This window comes from Burkholderia latens (genome assembly GCF_001718795.1).
Lineage (GTDB): Bacteria > Pseudomonadota > Gammaproteobacteria > Burkholderiales > Burkholderiaceae > Burkholderia > Burkholderia latens_A.
This window is the reverse complement of record NZ_CP013435.1, coordinates 2,520,121-2,541,506: the sequence shown is the minus strand read 5'-3', so window position 1 is coordinate 2,541,506 and position 21,386 is coordinate 2,520,121. Positions and strand designations below refer to the sequence as shown.

The 21,386-nt window shown below is 68.7% G+C and carries 16 protein-coding genes; 6 read left to right on the top strand and 10 right to left on the bottom strand.

Features of this window, described 5'->3' with window-relative positions:
- Positions 1 to 89: 89 nt before the first annotated feature.
- From WK25_RS11790 to WK25_RS11770, 5 genes are all read right to left on the bottom strand, one after another.
- Positions 90 to 773, bottom strand: a complete 684-nt coding sequence (locus WK25_RS11790; protein ID WP_069241637.1) for an HAD family hydrolase — start codon at positions 771 to 773, stop codon at positions 90 to 92.
- A gap of 103 nt (positions 774 to 876) precedes the next feature.
- Positions 877 to 2,286 (bottom strand): argininosuccinate lyase, encoded by a 1,410-nt coding sequence (gene argH / locus WK25_RS11785; RefSeq protein WP_040141398.1) that lies wholly within the window; start codon positions 2,284 to 2,286, stop codon positions 877 to 879.
- 95 nt (positions 2,287 to 2,381) lie between these two features.
- Positions 2,382 to 4,742, bottom strand: coding sequence for a fimbria/pilus outer membrane usher protein (locus tag WK25_RS11780; protein ID WP_069241636.1), 2,361 nt, complete (start codon positions 4,740 to 4,742; stop codon positions 2,382 to 2,384).
- Between the two features lie 25 nt (positions 4,743 to 4,767).
- Entirely contained in the window at positions 4,768 to 5,478 is a 711-nt protein-coding gene (locus WK25_RS11775; protein ID WP_069241635.1) for a molecular chaperone, read from the bottom strand.
- A gap of 6 nt (positions 5,479 to 5,484) precedes the next feature.
- Positions 5,485 to 6,021: a spore coat U domain-containing protein gene (locus WK25_RS11770; protein WP_040141396.1), complete on the bottom strand. Its 537-nt coding sequence runs from the start codon at positions 6,019 to 6,021 to the stop codon at positions 5,485 to 5,487.
- Positions 6,022 to 6,322: 301 nt separating this feature from the next.
- Between WK25_RS11770 and WK25_RS11765 the strand changes: the two genes are divergently transcribed.
- Positions 6,323 to 7,324: a spore coat U domain-containing protein gene (locus tag WK25_RS11765; protein WP_040141394.1), complete on the top strand. Its 1,002-nt coding sequence runs from the start codon at positions 6,323 to 6,325 to the stop codon at positions 7,322 to 7,324.
- Between the two features lie 6 nt (positions 7,325 to 7,330).
- On the opposite strand, the gene WK25_RS11760 is transcribed toward WK25_RS11765, so the two are convergent.
- Positions 7,331 to 8,140 carry a helix-turn-helix transcriptional regulator gene (locus tag WK25_RS11760; RefSeq protein ID WP_069241634.1) on the bottom strand — a complete coding sequence of 270 codons (810 nt, stop codon included), beginning with the start codon at positions 8,138 to 8,140 and terminating at the stop codon, positions 7,331 to 7,333.
- A 182-nt stretch (positions 8,141 to 8,322) separates the two neighbouring features.
- On the opposite strand from WK25_RS11760, the gene WK25_RS11755 reads away from it, so the two are divergent.
- The gene (locus tag WK25_RS11755; protein WP_059548822.1) at positions 8,323 to 9,075 is read left to right on the top strand and encodes a class I SAM-dependent methyltransferase; all 753 of its coding nucleotides are present in this window, start codon (positions 8,323 to 8,325) and stop codon (positions 9,073 to 9,075) included.
- A gap of 139 nt (positions 9,076 to 9,214) precedes the next feature.
- On the opposite strand, the gene ppc is transcribed toward WK25_RS11755, so the two are convergent.
- Positions 9,215 to 12,211: a phosphoenolpyruvate carboxylase gene (ppc, locus tag WK25_RS11750; protein WP_069241633.1), complete on the bottom strand. Its 2,997-nt coding sequence runs from the start codon at positions 12,209 to 12,211 to the stop codon at positions 9,215 to 9,217.
- A 217-nt stretch (positions 12,212 to 12,428) separates the two neighbouring features.
- On the opposite strand from ppc, the gene hemC reads away from it, so the two are divergent.
- The 3 genes from hemC to WK25_RS11735 are packed head-to-tail and all read left to right on the top strand — an operon-like array spanning position 12,429 to position 16,581.
- Positions 12,429 to 13,415, top strand: a complete 987-nt coding sequence (hemC, locus tag WK25_RS11745; RefSeq protein ID WP_069241632.1) for a hydroxymethylbilane synthase — start codon at positions 12,429 to 12,431, stop codon at positions 13,413 to 13,415.
- A complete protein-coding gene (gene hemDX, locus WK25_RS11740) occupies positions 13,415 to 15,391 on the top strand; it encodes a fused uroporphyrinogen-III synthase HemD/membrane protein HemX (protein WP_069241631.1) in 1,977 nt (658 codons plus the stop codon). Before hemC ends, hemDX begins: the two co-directional genes overlap by 1 nt.
- Positions 15,392 to 15,393: 2 nt before the next feature.
- Positions 15,394 to 16,581: a heme biosynthesis protein HemY gene (locus tag WK25_RS11735; RefSeq protein ID WP_040141382.1), complete on the top strand. Its 1,188-nt coding sequence runs from the start codon at positions 15,394 to 15,396 to the stop codon at positions 16,579 to 16,581.
- Positions 16,582 to 16,706: 125 nt separating this feature from the next.
- Here WK25_RS11735 and WK25_RS11730 read toward each other — a convergent pair whose 3' ends face one another.
- The 3 genes from WK25_RS11730 to WK25_RS11720 all read right to left on the bottom strand — a co-directional run bounded on the left by WK25_RS11730 (position 16,707) and on the right by WK25_RS11720 (position 20,416).
- Positions 16,707 to 18,011 (bottom strand): MFS transporter, encoded by a 1,305-nt coding sequence (locus WK25_RS11730; protein WP_040141380.1) that lies wholly within the window; start codon positions 18,009 to 18,011, stop codon positions 16,707 to 16,709.
- A 133-nt stretch (positions 18,012 to 18,144) separates the two neighbouring features.
- On the bottom strand, positions 18,145 to 18,903 hold the full coding sequence (locus tag WK25_RS11725; protein ID WP_040141378.1) for an SDR family oxidoreductase: 759 nt from the start codon (positions 18,901 to 18,903) through the stop codon (positions 18,145 to 18,147).
- Between the two features lie 73 nt (positions 18,904 to 18,976).
- Positions 18,977 to 20,416 (bottom strand): aldehyde dehydrogenase family protein, encoded by a 1,440-nt coding sequence (locus tag WK25_RS11720; RefSeq protein WP_069241630.1) that lies wholly within the window; start codon positions 20,414 to 20,416, stop codon positions 18,977 to 18,979.
- Between the two features lie 436 nt (positions 20,417 to 20,852).
- On the opposite strand from WK25_RS11720, the gene ppa reads away from it, so the two are divergent.
- Positions 20,853 to 21,380: an inorganic diphosphatase gene (gene ppa, locus WK25_RS11715; protein ID WP_011885693.1), complete on the top strand. Its 528-nt coding sequence runs from the start codon at positions 20,853 to 20,855 to the stop codon at positions 21,378 to 21,380.
- The last annotated feature ends 6 nt before the right edge of the window (positions 21,381 to 21,386 follow it).

Here is a 21,386-nt window from a genome sequence, read left to right as displayed (position 1 = left end):
GCGGCCGCGATGCCGGCGATCCGGCGCGGTAATGCAGAACGGGCACCCGAGGGTGCCCGTTGCCGTTTCGGCGCCTGCTACGTGCGCGCTTACGCGGGTTGCTGCGTATCCAGGCGGCCGAACCACGACGGCACGAGCTCGACCGCATCGTCGAGCGACGCGAGCACGTGCAGGCTCAGCGCGACGATCTCGGGCGTCGGCGCCTTCAGGTCGGGCACGGTGATCACCGATGCGCCGGCGCCGGCGGCCGACAGCGCACCGAAGTCGCTGTCCTCGAACGCGACGCACGCGTGCGCCGGCACGCCGAGGCGTTCGGCCGCGAGCCGGTACACGGCCGGATCGGGTTTGCCGCGCGCGACTTCGTCGCCACCCGCGATCGCGTGGAAGAACGGCAGCACGCCGACCGCATCGAGCCGCGCCCGGATCACGTCGCGCGCGGACGACGACGCGACCGCGCACGGAATGCCCGCTTGCGCGAGCGTTTCGAGCAGCGCCAGCGCGCCCCGCTTCAGCGGAAACTTCGGGTTGGGCTCGGGTGCGGCCAACCGTTCGCGCACGCGAATGCGCACCGCGTCGAACGTGTCGGGGTTGCCGATCAGGCGCGCGAGGATCACCTGGCCCTCGGCGAACGAGCGGCCGACGATCTGCAGATAATCGATCTCGGTCAGCACGACGCCGTGCGCGTGCGACACGTCGATCCACGTGTTCATGATGGTCCGCTCGGAATCGACGAGCAGGCCGTCCATGTCGAAGAGCGCGGCGGAGAAGGTCATCGGCGGGTCCGAAAAGCGGTGAAGCCGGGAAGCGGGACAGGCGGCGCGCCGGCCGCCCGAATGGAACACGGACGCCGGGCGGCGTCCGCTCGTGACAGCGTGCTTACTTGCCGAGCGCGGCGCGCGCGGCCTTGACTGCCGCACGCACCTGGTCGGGCGCGGTGCCGCCCGGGTGATTGCGGCTCGCGACCGAGCCTTCGAGCGTCAGGTAGTCGAACACGTCGTCGCCGATCAGGTGCGCGACGTTCGGCAGTTCCTGCTTCATTTCGTCGAGCGTCAGGTCGGCGAGATCGATCCCGCGGTCGTCGCAGATCTTCACTGCGTGCGCGACCGCTTCGTGCGCGTCGCGGAACGGCAACCCGCGCTTCACAAGGTAGTCGGCGAGGTCGGTGGCGGTCGAGAAGCCCTGCAGCGCGGCCGCGCGCATCGCGTCCGGCTTCACGGTGATGCCCGCGACCATCTCCGCGAAGATCCGCAGCGTGTCGGCGACGGTGTCGACCGTGTCGAACAGCGGTTCCTTGTCTTCCTGGTTGTCCTTGTTGTACGCGAGCGGCTGGCCCTTCATCAGCGTGAGCAGCGCCATCAGATGGCCGTTCACGCGGCCCGTCTTGCCGCGCGCGAGTTCCGGCACGTCAGGGTTTTTCTTCTGCGGCATGATGGAACTGCCCGTGCAGAAGCGGTCGGCGATGTCGATGAAGCCGACGCGCGGGCTCATCCACAGCACGAGTTCTTCCGAGAAACGCGACACGTGCGTCATCACCAGCGCGGACGCCGCCGTGAATTCGATCGCGAAGTCGCGATCCGACACGGCGTCGAGCGAGTTCGCGCAGATGCCGTCGAAGCCGAGCGTTTTCGCGACCGCATGACGGTCGATCGGATAGCTGGTGCCGGCGAGCGCGGCCGCGCCGAGCGGCAGGCGGTTCACGCGGGTGCGGCAGTCGCGCATGCGTTCCGCATCGCGCGTAAACATCTCGACGTACGCGAGCAGGTGATGGCCGAACGTGACCGGCTGCGCGACCTGCAGGTGCGTGAAGCCCGGCATGATCGTGTCCGCGTTCTTTTCCGCGAGGTCGACCAGCGCGCCGCGCAGGTCGTTCAGCAGCCCGCCGATGCGGTCGATCTCGCCGCGCAGCCACAGGCGGATGTCGGTCGCGACCTGGTCGTTGCGCGAGCGGCCGGTGTGCAGCCGCTTGCCGGCATCGCCGATCAGCGCGGTCAGGCGCGCTTCGATGTTCAGGTGGACGTCCTCGAGATCCAGCTGCCATTCGAATTCGCCGCGCTCGATCTCGCCCTTGATCTGCGTCATCCCACGCTCGATCGCGGCGAGGTCGTCGGCGCTGATGATCTTCTGCGCCGCGAGCATGCTGGCATGCGCGAGCGAGCCGGCGATGTCGACGAGCGCGAGGCGCTTGTCGAAAAACACCGACGACGTGTAGCGCTTGACCAGCTCCGACATCGGTTCCGAGAAGCGGGCCGACCAGGCCTCGCCCTTTTTGTGCAGTTGGGACGTCATGGCGATTCTTCGAACGGGGGTTGGGCGGCCGTGCGCCGCCGGAGGAATCCCGCGATTCTAACATTCGCGCGGCGCGCGGCCGGGAGCCGCCACGCCTATCGCAGGCCGCAGGTGAGGGGCCCGATCGTCGGCAGCGTGCCGTTGTCCGGGCGCCGGTATGCGAACGCGACCGAGCACGCGCCGGCGCTGCCGGAGATTTCGAGGTGATTGTCGGCGACGAGGCCGTCGACGAAGGTCAGGCCGTCGTAGCCGACGATCGTGCGGTGGCCGCTTTCGACGTGGCGTACTTCGAGCCCGGCCGGCAGCGGCGCGCCGTCGGGCGCGCGCAGCACGATCGATGCGGCGCTGTAGCGCGTGACGGCGAAGCGGGCGAGCACGCCGGAGCGCGCCTGCGGCACGACGTCGAGCGTCGTGTCGGTGAGCCGCGCATCGGCGGGCAGCCCGGTGCTGTCGATCGCGACGCGATTGCGCTGGTACGCATTCAGGTCGGGCACGAGCAAATAGCCCGCGCGGTCGGTCTCGCCGATCAGGCGATTCTGGTGCAGCACGGGCACGCGGCCCGTGTCGGTCGATACCAGGGCAAAGCCGTCGTCGATACGGCGCGCGGTCATCAACCTGCCGTCCATCAGTACGAACGCGCCCGTGACGTCGACCGACGCGTTGCTGCGCCCGTCGAACGACTGCGCGAGCACCGTCACCTGGCCGGCGCGGCCGAGATACTGCACCTGGCCCTGCCCGTAGCGCATGCCCGCACTCGTCCCGGCCTGCACGTTCCAGCCGAAGCCGCCGCCGTAGTCGGGCGGGCGCGACGCGTTGAGGGTGTAGGTCGATTCGCCGTTCTGCCGGCCGGCGTTCGCCGACACGGACGCGTTGCCGCCCAGCCCGACGCTCATGCTGACGAAGAAGCCGCGCGCGTCGTGTTGGCTGAAGTCCTGGAAGCCGCTGAACGTGATCGATATCAGGCCGCCGAGATTGACGAGATACGCGATCGAGCCAATCCGCGACGCGGCAACGCCCGGATATTTGAGTGCGAGATAACTGAACGACAGCGTCTGCGCGCGCAGGAACGGAAACGATACGGTGACGCGATCGGTCGCGCGCGATACGGGCGCGCCTTCGCGGCTGCCGAGGTCGCCGTAGTCGCCGAACGCGCGCAGCGTCTGCGCGTCGATCGAGAAGCGCGGCGTCACGTACTGGTAGCCGGCGCCGGCCTGCACGCCGGTGCGGCCCGGCGCACTGAGCGCCAGCGACGCGTTCGCCACGCCGCGCTCGCCGAGCCGCGCGAGCGCGCCGGCGCCGACGTTGTACACGCCGGCCGTCGCTTCCGCGTGCGCCTCGGCGGTCAGGCGCTCGCTGATCCCGTAGCGCAGCGAGCCGCTCGCTGCCGGCGTGCGCGCGTAGTCGAACGAATTGCTGCCGTACGCGCGCCGCAGGAAGCCGGCTTCGGCCGAATAGCTCGCGAGCCCCGGCGCGAGCAGGCGCGTGTCGACGTACAGCGGAATCGACGTTGCGATCGAACGGCCGAGCGCATCGCGCGTCACGACCGTCGCGCTGCCGGCGCCGGTGATGCCGGGCACGCTGTTGATCACGAACGGCCCGCTCGGCACGTCGCCGGTGAACTGGCGCACGTTGTTCACGTACAGGTCGACCGAGGTCGGCACAACCGCGTTGCCGGACAGTGCGGGCACCGGAAACGTGACGAGGTCCGGGCGCAGGCCGAAGTTGCTGCGCCACTGAACGCCGCCGAGACGCAGCGAACGGGTCCACGACAGCGACGACGAAATCGTGTCGCCGACCTGCGTCGTCGTGAGCGTGCCGGGGTTCGAGCGGGTCCACGACGTGTCATAGCGCACGTAGCGCCTGCGGTCGTCGTACAGGTATGCGATGCCGGTGCTGCTGAATACACCGGCCGGATCGAAGTAGCGCGCCTCGCTCCAGACGGCGAGCGGCGCACGCGCGAAGGTCTGCGCATACGCGTCGTAGTTCAGCACGAAACCGCGGCCGGATGTCGCGGGCGGCGCGGCGGCGAGCGCGCGTGTATCGAACGTGTGCGGAATGCGCAGCGAATCGGGCACGCGCAGGTCGAGCGTCTGCCGGCCTGCGTCGTAGTCGTAGCGCAGCCCCGCAAGCGTATCGAGCGCGACGAGGGCGTTCGACGGGACGTTCGACGGCATGCGTCCCGGCGCCTCTGTCGCGATGCCCAGGTCGGCCAGATCGGCGGACGCCGCGTACAGCCGTCCGTCGATTTGCCGGAAGCGGGCGATCCGGTGCGTCGGTTCGCCATTGAGCGACACGTCGAGATACAGGCCGTCGCCCTCCGGCGAGGGCGCGGCCACGGCGGCGGGCGGGATCGGCGCCGGTTGCGCGCAGCCTGTGACCGCACGCAGTGCCAGCGCGTGCGCGAGCAGCGCGGTGGCGCCGGCGCGGCGGATCGTGCTCGGCGTCGTCACGGGCACCGTCGCGGCATCCTGCCCGGATCGATCAGGGCGTCGTCAGCCGGGCTTCGACCGGCTGCGCGTTGACGACCGCCTGGATCTTGACGAACGCGGCCGCGCCCGGATCGAGCTTGAGCGGCCAGCGCCGTGTACTGCCCGCGAGCGCATAGCCGAACAGGCCGCGCGTGAGTTCATGGACGCCGCCTCGCGTATCCACGAGCCGCACGGCCGAAATCTGCGCGCGCCGGCCGCCATGGTTGTCGACCGCGAGCCGCATGCCGGCCGCGTCGCGCTCGATGCGCCAGTCGAGCCGGGGCGGTGCCGTCGCCGCATCGGGTTCGACGAACACGGGCACGGAATAGCGCAGCCGGATCGTGATGCCGTTCTCGACCGGGGTGCCGGGCGCAGGCAACTCGTCGATCAGCACGCGAAAGCTCTCCTCGGCGGCCGGCGCGCCGCGACCCGTGCGCACGAGCCGGATCAACTGATCCGCGTTCGCGCCGATCTGCAGCAGCGGCGGCGACGCGGCGAGCGCGTCGGTCGGCGTCAAGACGTCGTCGCCGTTTTCCTGCGTCCATCGATAGGTGCGGACCTGGCCGTAGATCGGCCGCCCGCCCGCATTGGCGAGCGTGATGCCGGCCGCGGCGGCCGACGGCGGCAGCTCGAGCGTCACGGGCGTGATCTGCAGCGTGGCCGCGGACGCGACGGCTGCCGACGCCGCCCACAGAGCGCCGAAAGCGCGCAGGAGAATCGTCACGGCGCGTCAGAAGTAGACGGTCGCGGTGACGGTAGCCTGGTACGTGTCGGGTTTCGGCGTCGCTTGCGCCGGCACGTGGCCGTAGACGTTCAGCGCCTGGGCGGAACCGGTGCCCGTGCCGCCAACCGTGTCGGTGCCTTGCGTGTTGCCCCAGATGGTGGCGTGGCCCGAGTCCTGGTAGATCTGGTAGCCGACCGTCGTGCCGGTGTTGCCGGTCGTGGTGCCGGCCATCAGCCGGCTGGCGACCGTGGAGCCGGTGACGGCGCCGGCGTCGAGGCCGACGTTGTACGGCGTCGTGTTCGTGCAGGTGACGGACAGGGTGGTCTGCTGGTCGAGCGCCGACGCCAGCACGCCGGTCGTGCCGAATGCGAGCGGGTTCGCGGCGATCGTGCAATTCGCCTGGATCGTCAGCGTGACGTTGAACTGGGCTGTGGCGGTGCCGTTCAGATAGGTCGCGGCGACCGTGACGGGTTGCAGTGCCGGTGCGAATGCGAGAGCGGTTGCCAGTGCGGCTGAAAGGACACGACGTCGGGTAGCGTTCATTGTGATTTTCTCCTGCCGTTCAACGGGTGTCGCCCGGCTCGCGTGTGGCCCTCCGCGATGTGCCTGCCGTGCGACGGAACAGCGCTGTCGTTCGTGAAAGCCTACTCCACGCCGTTGCGCGCCCGCAAGGGTGAAAACGCCGAAACGGCGGATAACGTCAGGGATTCCTGACGGATCACCGTCGGCACGTTTGATCTGGATCAAAAATCCGGGTGAAACTCCGGGGCGCATCCGGATACCATCGGAAAAACGCGATGGCGCACGGCAGTCGTCGCGCGGTGACGGGCTTTCGGGGAGGACCATGGCGGACGAGCGGTTCAACGCGGCGCGGGGCTGGCTGCACATGCTGTCGTGCCTGTTGCTGGCCGCGGTGCTTGGCGCGGGCTGGACGCCGGCGCGCGCGGATTCGTGCACGGTGACGCCGCCCGCCCCGAACTTCGGCTCGGTCAGCCCGATCCGGCTGGCGGCCGTCACGACGACCAGCACGATGATCGTCAACTGCACGTGGGACGCGCTAAGTCTGAATACGGGCGTGCTCGTCTGCGTGAATCTCGGCGGCACGAGCCCGCGCTACCTGAGCAACGGTGCGAACCAGATGCAGTACGACCTGTATCAGGATGCCGGGTACTCGCAGCCATGGGGAGCGGTCAGCGCCGGAACGACACCGATTTCGGTCACGTTGACGAAGCCGCTGCTCGGCACGAGCGCGAGCGCGAACGTCACCGTCTACGGCCGCGTCGCGGCGAACCAGCCTGCGGTGCCGACCGCGAACAACAGCAGTACCGTCTATACGCAAAGTTTCAGCGGCACCCAGGCAACGTACAGCCAGAGTTTTTCGCTGCTGAGCATCCTGCCGACGCTGTCGTGCGCGTCGCAGCCGACGGCCGGCACGATGAGTTTTTCCGCGACGGCGACCGTCATCGCCGATTGCATCATCACCGCGACCGGCGTGGCGTTTCCGGCCACCGGCGTACTGACGTCGGCACTGTCGGCAGCCGGATCGATCAGCGCGCGATGCACGAACGGCGACGCGTTTCAGATCGCGCTGAACGGCGGCGGCAGCGGCAACGTCGCCGCGCGCGCAATGCCGCGGGCGGGCGGCGGCGGTTCGGTCCGCTATCAGCTGTATCAGGATAGCGGTCATGCGAACCCGTGGGGCGACGGCACTGCCGGTACGTCGATGGCGACGGGGGCGGGCACCGGCTTCAACCAGACGATTCCCGTGTACGGGCTCGTACCCGCGCAGGCGACGCCGGCGCCGGGCAACTACAGCGACACCATTACCGCGACGATCAGTTTCTGAGCCGCGTCAGTCACGCACCAGCACGACGAGCTTCAGGTCCTCGCGATGCGCGGGCTTCAGCGTGATCTGCTGATACACGACGCGGCCTTCGGCCGGATGGTCGAACTCGCGCAGGCCGCCTTCGCGCTCGAACACGTCCTGCGATGCCCAGTACTGCGCGAACGCATCGCTGCCGGCCGTCAGCGCGTCGATGAGCGCGCGCGTCGGCGCATCGGCGAGATGCCGGATCGAGTCTGCGCGGAACTCGGCCGCGAGCCGCCGCGCGCGGCTTTCCCAATCGACGATCAGCGTGCGCGCGGCCGGCGCCATGAACGTGAAACGCAGCAGGTTGCGGTCGTGGTCGCCGTCGAGCCAGCCGGTGAACAATGCGGCGGCCGGCGCGTTCCATGCGAGCGCGTTCCATTGCCGGTCGAGCACATACGCGGGCGTCGCGATCGCGGCGACGGTCGCCGCGAGCGTCGGCGGCAGGCCGCCGGCCGCGACGTCGGGCTCGGCCGGATCGCGCTGCGCGGCCAGTTCGAACAGGTACGCGCGTTCGGCTTTCGACAATTGCAATGCGACGGCGATCCGCGCGAGCGCATCGGCCGACGCCGACACCGGGCGGCCCTGCTCGATCCACGTGTACCAGGTCGGACTGACGTCGCACAGCTGCGCGACTTCCTCGCGCCGCAGCCCCGGCGTGCGCCGGCGCGGCCCGGGCGGCAGGCCGACGGCCTGCGGCGACAGCCGTTCGCGGTGCGCGCGGATGAATTCGCCAAGCGCGCGGGCAGGCGTGGCGTCGAGCGGCGGGGGCGGGGCGGAGGACGGCTGATTCATGCGGAAACGGCTGAAACGACTGAATGGACGAAAAATGCGCGCTCGGCGGCGCGGCAACGATCAGGCAGGTGTAACGAATACCAGAATAACTGCTTAACTTGTACTGGTACAAGCGCGGCCCTATTGTAGCGATTCGCGCGCTGGCAGGCAGCAGGCGCCCCATTCAGAAGAAGGAGCGAACGATGAAACACCACGATCAGGTCGCCGACGCATTCGGCACGACGGCCGCCGCATACCTGACGAGCGCGGTCCATGCGACGGGCGCCGACCTGGCGGCGCTGGCCGATGCGGTGCGTACGACGCCCGCAGCCGCCGTGCTCGATCTCGGCTGCGGAGCGGGCCACGCGAGTTTCGCGGTCGCGCCGCACGTACGCGACGTGGTGGCGTACGATCTCGCCGCGCCGATGCTCGCGACCGTCGACGCCGCTGCGCGCGAGCGCGGGTTCGCGAACATCCGCACGCAGCAGGGGCCGGCCGAGCGGCTGCCGTTCAGCGCGGGCACGTTCGACTGGGTGATCAGCCGGATGAGCGCCCATCACTGGCACGACGTGCGCGCGGCGCTCGGCGAAGTCCGCCGCGTGCTGAAGCCGGGCGGCCGCGTGCTGATGATCGACATCGCCGGCAACGACCATCCGCTGCTCGACACGTATCTGCAGGCCGCGGAAGTGCTGCGCGATGCGTCGCACGTGCGCGACTACCGTGCCGACGAATGGCTCGCGATGTTCCGCGACGCCGGGTTCGATGCGCACGTGCAGCGCCGGTGGCGCTTGCCGATCGACTTCGACACGTGGGTCGAGCGAATCCGCACGCCGGCCGACAGCGTCGCGGGCATCCGCGCATTGTGGGCGCATGCGCCCGACGAGGTGCGCGGCTACTACGCGGTGCAGCCGGACGGTTCGTTCGAGCACGATGCGTTGCTGATCGCCGCGCAATGAGCGCACGGGACGGCGGCCGACGCGGTCGTGCCGTCCGACGAAAAAAAGCCGCGACACGCGTGAGCGCGTATCGCGGCTTTCGTTTTGCGATGCCGGCGTGGCGCGGCGTGGCGTGGCCCACGCCCGCGCCGCGCGCGGTTCAGCCGGTATTGCGCAGGCCGGCCGCGATCCCGTTGATGGTCAGGTGAATCCCGCGACGCAGCCGCGCGTTCGTGTCGCCCGCGCGGTGACGCTTGATCAGCTCGACCTGCAGGTGGTTTAGCGGATCGAGGTACGGGAAGCGGTTCTTGATCGAGCGCGCGAGCAGCGGGTTGGTCGCGAGACGCCCTTCATGCCCGGTGATTTCGGCGAGCGCGTGCGACGTGCGCTCCCATTCGGCGACGATCCGCTCGAACACGTGCTTGCGCAGCTTGCGGTCGGCGACCAGTTGCGCGTAGCGCGACGCAACGGCGAGATCGGTCTTTGCGAGCACCATGTCCATGTTCGACAGCAGGTTCGCGAAGAACGGCCACGTCTTGTTCATCTTCTTGAGCAGCGCCAACCGCTTCGTGCGCTCGGCCGCGTCGGGCGCGCCGTCGAGATACGCGCTCACCGCGCTGCCGAAGCCGTACCAGCCGGTCAGCAGCAGCCGGCACTGCCCCCACGAGAAGCCCCACGGAATCGCGCGCAGGTCTTCGATCTTGCGGTTCTTCGGATCCTGCAGCTTGCGCGACGCCGGACGGCTGCCGATGTTCAGCTCCGCGATTTCGGTGATCGGCGTCGACGAGAAGAAGTAGTCGGTGAAGCCCGGGGTTTCATAAACGAGCTCGCGATACGACGCCATCGCGGTATCGGACAGCGTCTGCATCGCGGCCTCGAACGCGGGCAGCTGCGCGGGCGCGTTCGACTGCGGCAGCAGCGACGCCTCGAGCGTCGCGGCAACGACCGTCTCGAGGTTGCGCCGGCCGATCTCCGGGTTCGCGAACTTGCTCGCGATCACTTCGCCCTGCTCGGTCAGGCGGATCTGGCCGTTCACGGTGCCCGGCGGCTGCGACAGGATTGCCTGGTAGGTCGGGCCGCCTCCGCGGCCGACCGTGCCGCCTCGACCATGGAACAGGCGCAGCGTGATCTTGCGTTCGCGGAACAGGTCGACGAGCGCGAGTTCGGCGCGATACAGTTCCCAGTTCGACGTCAGGAAGCCGCCGTCCTTGTTGCTGTCGGAGTAGCCGAGCATCACTTCCTGCTCGGCGCCCTGGTGCGCGATGAGCGCATCGATGCCCGGCAGTGCGAAGTAATCGCGCATGATGCGCGCGGCGTCGCGCAGGTCGGGGATCGTCTCGAACAGCGGGATCACCATCAGCCCGTTCTTCGCATGACTGCCGAGCGTGCCTTCGAGCAGGCCGGTTTCCTTCTGCAGCAGCAGCACCTCGACAAGGTCGCTGACGCTTTCCGTATGCGAAATGATGTAGTTGCGCACCGCGCGCGCGCCGAACTGCGCGCGCACTTCGCGCGCCTTCTCGAACACGCCGAGTTCGCTCTGCGCGAGCGCCGAATACTCGAGGTATGGCGAGCGCAGCGGGCGCGGATCGGCGAGCGCGGCGAGCAGTACGCGAAGCTTGTCTTCCTCGGCGAGCGCCGCGTAGTCGGCTTCGACGCCTGCACGCGCGAACAGCTCGGCGACCACGGCTTCGTGAATGTCGGAGCTCTGGCGCAGGTCGATGCTCGCGAGATGGAAGCCGAACACTTCTGCCGCGCGCACGAGCGGCGCGAGCCGCGGCGCGGCCAGCGACGCGCCGTGATGTTCGTCGAGCGACGCCGTCAGCACCTTCAGGTCGGCGACGAATGCGTCGGAGTCCGCATACGGAACCGCGCGAACCGGCGGCGCGCCGCGGCCGGCGCTGCGCACCGGGACCGTGCCCTCGCCGACGCGCACGCGCGCGCTCGCCGCGAGCCGCGTGTAGATGCCGATCAGCGCACGGCGGTACGGTTCGTCGACGCGATGCGGCGACTGGTCGGGCGACGCCGCCGCAAGTGCCTTCACTGCGTCGCTCGCGCCGACCAGCAGGTTCGACACCGACAACTCGGCGCCGAGCTTGTGCACCTGTTCCAGATAGTGTTCGAGGATCACCGCGGCCTGGCGGTTGATCGCTTCGTCGAGCGTTGCGGCCGTCACGTTCGGATTGCCGTCGCGATCGCCGCCGATCCAGCTGCCCATCTGGAAGAATGCAGGCACGCGCGCCTGCAGGCCGTGCTCGGCGAGCGCAGCCTCGATGTCGCCGTACAGCGCGGGCAGTTCGTCGAGGAACGTCGCGCGGTAGTACGACAGCGCGTTCTCGATCTCGTCGCCGACCGTCAGGCGCGCGTCGCGCAGCATGCGGGTCTGCCACAGCGCGGTCACGCGCGCGCGCAGCATCGACTCGTTGTACGCGCGTTCGCGCGCGGTCAGCGGCTGGTCGCGTTCGGCGAGCAGGCGGGCGATGTCGTGCTGCGCGTCGAGAATGCTCTTGCGCTGCACTTCGGTCGGGTGCGCGGTCAGCACCGGCACGATCAGCGCATCGTCGAAGAAGCGCTGCAGCAGCCGCTTCGATGCGTTGCCGGTCGTTTTCAGCTGTTCGAGCGCGTACGCGACGGTGCCCGGCTGCGGCGCGGAGCCTGCCAGCGCGTGGATGCGGCGGCGCCGGTTGTGGTGGCGGTCTTCCGCGATGTTCGCGAGATGCGAGAAATAGCTGAACGCGCGCACGACGCTCACCGTTTGCTCCGGCGTCAGCTTGCGCAGCTTTTTCTCCAGCGTTTGCGCGGCTTCGCTGTCGTCCTCGCGGCGAAACTTCACCGCCGTCTGGCGAATCGTCTCGACGACGTCGAACACCGTATCGCCTTCCTGTTCGCGCACGACGTCGCCGAGCAGGCGGCCGAGGAAGCGGATGTCCTCGAACAGCGGGCGGTCCTTGTCGTCGCGCGTGCGCGTGCCGCGCTTCGCCGTGCCGGCAGCGGTGTCGGCTGCGTCGATCGCGCGTTTTGTCTGACGTATCGGGTCTTTCGGTTTCGTTGCCGGTTTCGCACGGCCGTTCGCGGCGGTGGCGAGGGTGCCCGTCTGGGCGTCGGAGGAGGGCAGGGCAGCATTGCGGCGCACCGTACGCGCCGATCCGGAAGACTTCACGATGGGTTTCCTTGGGAAAGCTCGAGTCAAAAGGGACTGCGGGAACTGCGGAAACTACGGGAACTGCATTCAAGCAACCAGTTACGTGCGGCACATCCGCGCATCGGTATCACGGCGCGCGCAAAGGCGCGGCGCACGCAGCCTCCGGGCCCGGGCGGCCCAAGACGTGCGTGCTACCATTGTTCGGTCTTCAATCCCGTCCTTCGATGTTCCAGCAATGAATTCCGAGACCCTTTCGGTGCCCGCTCCGGCGACGCTGACGATCGCCTCGCGCGAGAGCCGCCTCGCGATGTGGCAAGCCGAACATGTGCGTGATGCGCTGCGCAAATTATATCCAGCTTGTGACGTGAAAATCCTCGGGATGACGACCCGCGGCGATCAGATTCTCGATCGCACGCTGTCGAAGGTCGGTGGCAAGGGCCTGTTCGTGAAAGAGCTGGAGAATGCGCTGGCCGACGGCCGCGCCGACCTGGCCGTGCATTCGCTGAAGGACGTGCCGATGGCGCTGCCCGACGGCTTCGCGCTGACCGCCATCATGGAGCGCGAGGATCCGCGCGACGCATTCGTGTCGAACGACTACGCGTCGCTCGACGCGCTGCCGGCCGGTGCCGTCGTCGGCACGTCGAGCCTGCGCCGCGAGGCGATGCTGCGCGCGCGCTATCCGCACCTGAACGTGCTGCCTCTGCGCGGCAACCTCGACACGCGGCTGGCCAAGCTCGATCGCGGAGACTATGCGGCGATCATCCTTGCGGCCGCGGGCCTGAAACGCTTGGGCCTCGACGCGCGAATCCGTGCACTGATCGACGTCGAGGCCAGCCCGCCGGCCGCCGGCCAGGGCGCGCTCGGGATCGAGATCGCCGCGCACCGTACCGACGTCGCCGCATGGCTCGCGCCGCTGCACGACTCGCGGACTGCGCTCGCGGTCGAGGCCGAGCGGATGGTGTCGCGCGCGCTCGGCGGCAGCTGCGAGGTGCCGCTCGCGGCGCATGCGGTGTGGCGGGCAGGCGAGCTTTACCTGACGGGCCGCGTGTCGACGACCGACGGCCGCCGCGTGCTGACCGCCGACGAGTGCGGCGCCGTGATGAACGTCGCCGATGCGCTTGCGCTCGGCCGCGCGGTATCCGACGAACTCGAGGCGCAAGGCGCGCGCGACATCGTCAACGCGTTGCTCGCCGGCTCGCAGGCCGGCAAGGGCGACGCCTGATGGCGGGCGGCGCGCGCGCGTTCACAGCCGTCCTGACGCGCCCGGACGGCCAGTCCGCCGCACTCGCGGCCGAACTGGCTGCCGCCGGCTGCGACGTGCTCGAATTTCCGCTGATCGATATCGCACCGGTCGACGATCCGGCGCCCCTCGATGCTGCGTTCGCGGCGCTTGCCGACTACGCATTGGTGATCTTCGTGTCGCCTAACGCGATCGAGCGCGCGCTTGGACAGTACGGCGCGATCTGGCCGAATGCGCTGCCGGTCGGCGTCGTCGGCCCCGGCAGCGTCGCGGCGCTCGAGCGCCACGGGATCGCGGCGCCCGCGCATCGCGTGATCGCACCGCACGCGCCAGCGGACGGCGGCGTGCCGCACTACGACTCCGAAAGCCTGTTCGCGCGCATCGAGGCCGAGTTCGGCGGCGCGCAGGCGCTCGCAGGCAAGCGCGTGCTGATCGTGCGCGGCGACGGCGGCCGCGAATGGCTCGCCGAGCGGCTGCGCGAAGCGGGCGCCGACGTCACGCTCGTCGCCGCATACCGGCGCGTCGTGCCCGAGCCGCGCATCGGCGCATGGGAGCGCGTGCACGCGCTGCTCGCCGGCGCGCCGCACGCATGGCTCGTCACGAGCTCGGAAGGCGTACGCAACCTGCACGAACTCGCGCGTACGCATCTGAACGACGCCGAGATCGACGCACTGAAGCATGCGCGGCTCGTGACGCCGCACCCGCGCATCGAGCAGACCGCGCGCGCACTCGGTTTTGATAGGATTACGCTGACCGGCGCGGGCGATGAGCGCATCGTCCGCGCGTTTCGAACGATGGCCGACGAGGCCGTCCAACCGGCGACAGCCGCACCGGTGACTAAACGCATGACAGATACCAACGATTCCAAAAGCGTCGCTTCCCAGCCGGCCGCTGCATCCGCACCGCCGTCCAGCCCCCGTTATATCGCGTCCGAACCGCCCGCACGCCGCGGCGGCAGCGCGGCGCTGTGGTTCGTCGTCGTCGTGCTTGGCTGCGCGGCAGGCGTCGGCGGCTATGCGCTGAACCGCAAGGTCGACCGGCTCGACGATTCGTTCGTCGCCCGCCAGAAGGCGCTCGATGCGCAGACGGCCGAGATCCGCATGAAGACCGAGCAGGCGCTCGCGAGCACGCATCAGGTCGACACGCAGCTCGCGCAGCTCGACGGCAAGCTCGCCGACGCGCAGAGCGCACAGCAGGCGCTGCAGCAGCAGTATCAGGATCTGTCGCGCAACCGCGACGCGTGGATGCTCGAGGAAGTCGACCAGATGCTGTCGAGCGCGAGCCAGCAGCTGCAGCTGACCGGCAACACGCAACTCGCGCTGATCGCGCTGCAGAATGCCGACGCACGCCTCGCGACGTCGCAAAGCGCGCAGGCCGTCACGGTGCGCAAGGCGCTCGCGCAGGACATCGAAAAGCTGAAGGCCGCGCCGTCGGCCGACCTCACGGGTCTCGCGATCAAGCTCGACGATGCGATCGCGAAGATCGACGCACTGCCGCTGTCGGGCGAGGCGATCGTCCCGCACACGGCGCCGAAGGCCGAGCCGGCCGTCGCCGCGTCGTCGGCCGCGGCCACGCCCGGCGAGCCGCGCTGGAAGGTGTGGTGGCATGACTTCTCGGCCGGCCTCGGCCAGCAGCTGAAGGGGCTCGTGCAGGTGCGCCGGATCGACAACGCGGACGCGATGCTCGCGTCGCCCGATCAGGGCTACTTCGTGCGCGAGAACGTGAAACTTCGCCTGCTCACCGCGCGGCTGTCGCTGCTTGCGCGCAACGACACCGCGATGAAGGCCGATCTGCACGCCGCGCAGGCGTCGCTCGGCAAGTATTTCGACCAGGCATCGAAGGACACGCAGTCCGTCGAGGATCTGCTCAGGCAGGTGGACGGCGCATCGCTGACGGTCGCGGTGCCGAATCTGAACACGAGCCTGAACGCCGTTCAGCAGTTCAAGAGCCGGGGGTAACGATGACGCTTCGAGGAATCGTCTGGCTCGCGATCCTGTTCGCGATCGCCGCGGCACTCGCCACCGTCGGCCGTTTCGATGCGGGGCAGGTGCTGCTCGTCTATCCGCCGTACCGGGTCGACGTGTCGCTGAACCTGTTCGTGATCGCCATCGTGGTGCTGTTCATCGTCCTGTATGCGCTGTTGCGCATCGTGCGCAACATTTGGCGCATGCCGCAGCGGGTCGCCGCATATCGTGCGCGTTCGCGTAACGAAAAGGCGTCGGCGTCGCTGCGCGATGCGATCGCGAACCTGTACGCGGGCCGCTTCTCGCGCGCCGAGAAGGCGGCGCGCGACGCGCTTGCGGTCGACGCGAACCAGGGCGCCGCGAGTCTCGTCGCGGCGACCGCCGCGCACCGGATGCACGAATACGCGCGCCGCGACGACTGGTTGTCGAAGGTCGACGCGCCCGAGTGGCAGGACGCGCGGCTGCTCGCCGCGGCCGACATGCGCGCCGATGCGCGCGATGCCGACGGCGCGCTCGCCGCGCTGGCCGACATGCAGGCGGGCGGCAAGCGCATCCATGCACAACAGGTCGCGCTGCGCGCGCAGCAGCAGTTGAAGAACTGGGCCGAGGTGCTGAAGCTCGCGAAGGCGCTCGAAAAGCGCGAGGCGCTGCACCCGGCTGCTGCCGTGCGGCTGCGCCAGCAGGCGGCGGAGAATCTGCTGCGCGAGCGTCGGCATGATCCGGACGCGCTGCTCGAGGTGTGGCAATCGCTGTCGCCGCTCGAGCGCCAGTCGCCGCGTCTCGCCGATCTGGCGGCCGAGTTGCTGGTTGCGCTCGAGCGTCGCCCGGAAGCGCGCCGCATCGTCGAGGAGGCGCTTGCGCACAACTGGGATGCGCGGTTGCTGCGCCGCTATCCGGACACGGCCGGCGGCGATGCGCTGCCGCTGATCCAGAAGGCCGAAGGCTGGAAGAAGGATCATCCGGAAGATGCCGACCTGCTGTTCGCGCTTGGTCGTCTGTGCCAGCAGCAGCAACTGTGGGGCAAGGCGCAATCGTTCCTCGAGGCGGCGCTGAAGCTGGCCGACAACGAGGCGCTGAAGGTGCGCGCGCACCGCGCGCTCGCGCGCCTGTTCGAGCATCTTGGCGAATCCGACAAGGCGGCGAAGCACTACCGCGAAAGCGCGCTCGCGATCACCGTGGTCTGACGCGGCGGCGGTGCGCCGCCGCACGTAACAATGCCCCGAACGCCGTCAGGCCTTCGGGGCATTTTTTGTTCATCGACGATCGGCGCGGCCGCCGCACCGTCGCGCTGCACGCGCCGTTTGCCGGATTACTTGTCGACGAGCCGCTTCGGCACCGACAGCGCGAGCAGGCCGCCGAGCACAAGGAAGCCGGCGAGCATGTACATGCCCGCGTCGTTGGTGCCCGTCGCCTGCTTGAGCCAGCCCATCAGGTACGGGCTCAGAAAACCCGCGAGGTTGCCGATCGAGTTGATCATCGCGATGCCGGCAGCGGCCGCGGCGCCGCCGAGGAACGCGGTCGGCAGGCTCCAGAACAGCGGCAGCGTCGTCAGGATGCCCATCGTCGCCAGCGTGAGGCCGAGCATCGCGAGCGACGTTTCGTGCGCCCAGATAACCGACAGCACGAGCCCCACCGCGCCGAACGCGGCCGGAATCGCCAGGTGCCAGCGCCGTTCGCGGCGCTTGTCCGCGCTGCGCGCGATCAGGATCATCGCGACCACCGCCGCCGCGTACGGCACCGCCGACAGCAGCCCGATCATGACCGTGTCGGTCACGCCGGTCGCCTTGATGATCGTCGGCAGCCAGAAGCCGACGCCGTACAACCCCATCACGAACGAGAAGTAGATCAGGGCCATCAGCCACACGCGCGGGCTCGACATCACCATGCCGAGCGGCAGGTCTTCCTTCGTCGCTTCCTCCGCGTCGACGTTGCGTGCGAGCAGCGCCTTCTCGTCGTCGGTCAGCCATTTCGCCTTCGCGATCCGGTCGTCGAGCGCAAAGAACACCAGCACGCCGGCCAGCACCGACGGAATCCCTTCGAGCAGGAACAGCCACTGCCAGCCGTGCCAGCCGCTCACACCGTTGAACGCCTTCAGGATGAACCCGGAGATCGGGCCGCCGATCACGCCGGACAGCGCGACGGCCGTCATGAAGAACGTCGTCATCCGTCCGCGTCGATGGGCCGGATACCAGTAGGTGAGATACAGGATCACGCCGGGGAAGAAGCCGGCCTCGGCGACGCCGAGCAGAAAGCGCATGACGTAGAACATCGCGGGCGTCGTGACGAACATCGTCAGGATCGAGATCACGCCCCACGTCGCCATGATCCGCGCGATCCATACGCGCGCGCCGACCTTGTGCAGGATGATGTTGCTCGGCACTTCGAACAGAAAGTAGCCGAAGAAGAAAATCCCGGCACCGAGCCCGTAGACGGTATCGCTCAGATTCAGGTCGCTCGCCATCTGCAGCTTCGCGAAACCGACGTTGACGCGGTCGAGATACGCGACCACGTAGCACAGCAGCAGTAGCGGAGTGAGCCGCCACGACACCTTGCGGTAGGTTGCTTCCTCGAATGCGCCGGACGAGCCCGGCAGCGAATGCGTCGATGTTGCCATGTTGTCTCCTGTCCTTTCTTGTGGTGGCCGGAGCAGGCGCAATGCGCCCGATCCGGTGTCGCGCAAAGCACCGACTCCGCGCGAATACGGTGCCGCCCGGCGCAGCCGGCGCGGCGCGAACACGGTCGTGCGGCTAGATGCAGCGGCCGCCGTCGACTTCGAGACAGACGCCGGTGATGAACTCGGCTTCGTCCGATGCGAGGTAAAGGGCCGCGTTCGCGATGTCCTGCGGGGTCGAGAAGCGGCCGAGCGGAATCGTCGCGAGGAACCGGCGGCGATTCTCGGGCGTATCCTCGCAGCCCATGAACTCGGTCATCAGGCCCGTCTCGCCGAGCACCGGGTTGATGCAGTTCACGCGGATGCGGTCGGCGCCGAGTTCTGCCGCGAGCGACTTGCTCGCGGTAATCATCGCGCCCTTCGTGCTGTTGTACCAGACGAGGCCCGGGCGAGGCCGCACGCCGGCCGTGGACGCGACGTTCACGAACACGCCGCCGCCTTGCGCGCGGAAGTAGGGGACGAAGGTCTGCACGCTCCAGAACAGGCTCTTCATGTTGACCGCGTACACGCGGTCGAACTCGGCTTCCGTTACGTCGAGCACCGGCTTGTTGCGGTGGGTGGTGCCGGCGTTGTTCACGACGACCTGCACCGAATGGAAGTCGTCGAGCGCGGCTTCGAGCAGCGCGCGCCAGTCGGCGTCCTTCGACACGTCGCCCGCGACCGCGATCGCCTTGCCGCCAGCCAGCGCGATCTCGCTCGCGACGCGCTCGGCCGCCGCGCCGTTCAGGTCGTTGACGACCACGTTCGCGCCTTCGCGCGCGTACGTCTTTGCGATACCTTCGCCGAAACCCGAGCCGCCGCCGGTGACGATGGCCGTCTTGCCGCTCAACCGCATGGTGTGTCTCCTGTTTTGGACGAGTGCATGGTGTGGCGGTGGCGTGGCCGTCGGTCCCGGCCCGGGCGCCCGATCAGCCGTGCCGGATCGCGATCGTCTTCAGCGCGGTGAATCCGTAAAGTGCCTCGAAGCCTTTTTCGCGGCCGTGGCCCGAGTGGCCGACGCCGCCGAACGGCAATTCGACGCCGCCGCCCGCGCCGTAGTTGTTGATGAACACCTGGCCCGCACGCAGGCGTCGCGCGAGACGCAACTGCCGCGCGCCGTCGCGCGTCCAGATGCCGGCGACGAGGCCGTACGGTGTGCCGTTCGCGAGCGCGACCGCTTCGTCCTCGTCGACGAACCGCATCGCGGCGAGCACGGGGCCGAACACTTCTTCCTGCGCGAGCCGGTGCGACGCCGGCACGTCGCGCAGCAGCGCGGGCGCCTGGTAAAAGCCGCTTTCAGGAGCATCGGCGACGACCTGGCCGTGCGCGGCCATTGGAATGCCGTCGTGCTGCGCGTCGGACAGGAAATCCCACACGCGCTGCTGCTGCTTTGCGTTGATCAGCGGGCCGCAGTCGAGATCGGCGCGGCTCGGGCCGACGCGCAATCCGTTGAACGCGGTCGCGAGCCGTTCGACGAGCGGCTCGTACACCGCGCGCTCGATCAGCACGCGGCTGCCGGCCGAGCAGGTCTGCCCGCCGTTTTGCACGATCGCCGACACGAGCACGGGCAGCGCCGCTTCGAGATCGGCGTCGGCGAACACGATCTGCGGCGACTTGCCGCCGAGTTCGAGCGTGACCGGCACGTGGTTCTCGGCCGCCATCTGCGTGACGAGCTTGCCGGTTGCCGGCGAGCCGGTAAACGAGATGTGGTCGATGCCGGGATGGCGTGCGAGCGCGGCGCCTGCTTCATGACCGTAGCCGGTGACGACGTTGAGCGCACCGGCCGGCAAGCCGGCTTCGGCGGCGAGTTCCGCCACGCGCAGCACCGACAGGCATGCATCTTCGGCCGGCTTCACGACGCACGCGTTGCCGGCCGCAAGCGCGGCGCCGACGCTGCGGCCGAAGATCTGCATCGGATAGTTCCACGGCACGATGTGGGCGGTGACGCCATGCGGTTCGCGCACTGTCAGCACCGTGTAGCCGGCGTGATAGGGGAGCGTTTCGCCGTGCAGCTTGTCGGCGGCCCCTGCGTAGAATTCGAAGTAGCGCGCGAGTGCGGCCGCGTCGGCGCGTGCCTGCTTCAGCGGCTTGCCGGTATCGCGGGCTTCGATTGCGGCAAGCTCCTCTAGGTGATCGGCGACGCGCGCTGACAGGCGCATCAGCACGCGGCCGCGCTCGGCGGCGCTCGCGGCGCCCCACGGGCCGGCGAATGCATCGCGGGCGGCGGCGACGGCGCGCTCGATATCGGGTGCGGTGCCGCGCGCGATCGTCGCGAACGGTTGGCCGTCGGACGGGTCGACGACCGGGATTGTCTCCAGTTGCGCGGGCAGTGTCCATTCGCCCGCAATGAAGTGCTTCGCTTCTTCCATGCCTGCTCCTGTCGACCCGAGTTAGCGCTTTAGCGCTTACTCGGGTCCCATGCTTCGCGGTCGACCCGAGTTAGCGCTTTAGCGGATACCCGGGTCCCATGCTTCGCGGTCGACCCGAGTTAGCGCTTTAGCGGATACCCGGGTCCCATGCTTCGCGGTCGACCCGAGTTAGCGCTTGAGCGGATACCCGGGTCCCATGCTTCGCGGTCGACCCGAGTCAGCGCTTTAGCGGATACCCGGGTTCCATGCTCGACGCCGGATTCACGATGCCGCCCACGCGTCGTTGCCCGGACATCCGGAACGATTATCGCGCCGATCGTCATCCGGACGCCACCGGTCGATTGGCTATAATGGCGCATTCCCTGCGGGGACGCCCGCGGCGGTGCATCGGCCGCGGCGCCTCGTCCCGAATTCCCATCGACCAACAGAGAGCGCTATGAGCTTCAATCATGTTCCGGCCGGCAAGGACCTGCCGCACGATTTCAACGTGATCATCGAGATTCCCGCCCAAAGCGATCCGGTGAAGTACGAGGCGGACAAGGAGCTGGGTCTCCTCGTCGTCGACCGCTTCATCGGTACCGGCATGCGCTATCCGGTGAACTACGGCTACATCCCGCAGACGCTGTCGGGCGACGGCGATCCGGTCGACGTGCTGGTGATCACGCCGTTCCCGCTGCTGGCCGGCTCGATCGTGCGTTCGCGCGTGCTCGGGATGCTGCAAATGACGGACGAATCGGGCGTCGACGCGAAGCTCGTCGCCGTGCCGCACGACAAGGTCTGCCCGATGACGGCGAACCTGAAGTCGATCGACGACGTGCCCGAATACCTGAAGGATCAGATCAAGCACTTCTTCGAGCAATACAAGGCGCTCGAAAAGGGCAAGTGGGTGAAGGTCGAAGGCTGGGCCGGCATCGACGCCGCGCACAAGGAAATCGCCGACGGCGCTGCGAACTACAAGAAGTAAGCCGGC

What these genes read in the sequence shown, in the direction of transcription:
- hemDX (WP_069241631.1), top strand. Translation starts at nt 13,415, where the DNA reads ATGGCGGGCGGCGCGCGCGCGTTCACAGCCGTCCTGACGCGCCCGGAC.
- WK25_RS11730 (WP_040141380.1), bottom strand. Translation starts at nt 18,011, where the DNA reads ATGGCAACATCGACGCATTCGCTGCCGGGCTCGTCCGGCGCATTCGAG.
- WK25_RS11760 (WP_069241634.1), bottom strand. Translation starts at nt 8,140, where the DNA reads ATGAATCAGCCGTCCTCCGCCCCGCCCCCGCCGCTCGACGCCACGCCT.
- WK25_RS11735 (WP_040141382.1), top strand. Translation starts at nt 15,394, where the DNA reads ATGACGCTTCGAGGAATCGTCTGGCTCGCGATCCTGTTCGCGATCGCC.
- hemC (WP_069241632.1), top strand. Translation starts at nt 12,429, where the DNA reads ATGAATTCCGAGACCCTTTCGGTGCCCGCTCCGGCGACGCTGACGATC.
- ppa (WP_011885693.1), top strand. Translation starts at nt 20,853, where the DNA reads ATGAGCTTCAATCATGTTCCGGCCGGCAAGGACCTGCCGCACGATTTC.
- WK25_RS11790 (WP_069241637.1), bottom strand. Translation starts at nt 773, where the DNA reads ATGACCTTCTCCGCCGCGCTCTTCGACATGGACGGCCTGCTCGTCGAT.
- argH (WP_040141398.1), bottom strand. Translation starts at nt 2,286, where the DNA reads ATGACGTCCCAACTGCACAAAAAGGGCGAGGCCTGGTCGGCCCGCTTC.
- WK25_RS11770 (WP_040141396.1), bottom strand. Translation starts at nt 6,021, where the DNA reads ATGAACGCTACCCGACGTCGTGTCCTTTCAGCCGCACTGGCAACCGCT.
- WK25_RS11755 (WP_059548822.1), top strand. Translation starts at nt 8,323, where the DNA reads ATGAAACACCACGATCAGGTCGCCGACGCATTCGGCACGACGGCCGCC.
- WK25_RS11725 (WP_040141378.1), bottom strand. Translation starts at nt 18,903, where the DNA reads ATGCGGTTGAGCGGCAAGACGGCCATCGTCACCGGCGGCGGCTCGGGT.
- WK25_RS11720 (WP_069241630.1), bottom strand. Translation starts at nt 20,416, where the DNA reads ATGGAAGAAGCGAAGCACTTCATTGCGGGCGAATGGACACTGCCCGCG.
- WK25_RS11765 (WP_040141394.1), top strand. Translation starts at nt 6,323, where the DNA reads ATGGCGGACGAGCGGTTCAACGCGGCGCGGGGCTGGCTGCACATGCTG.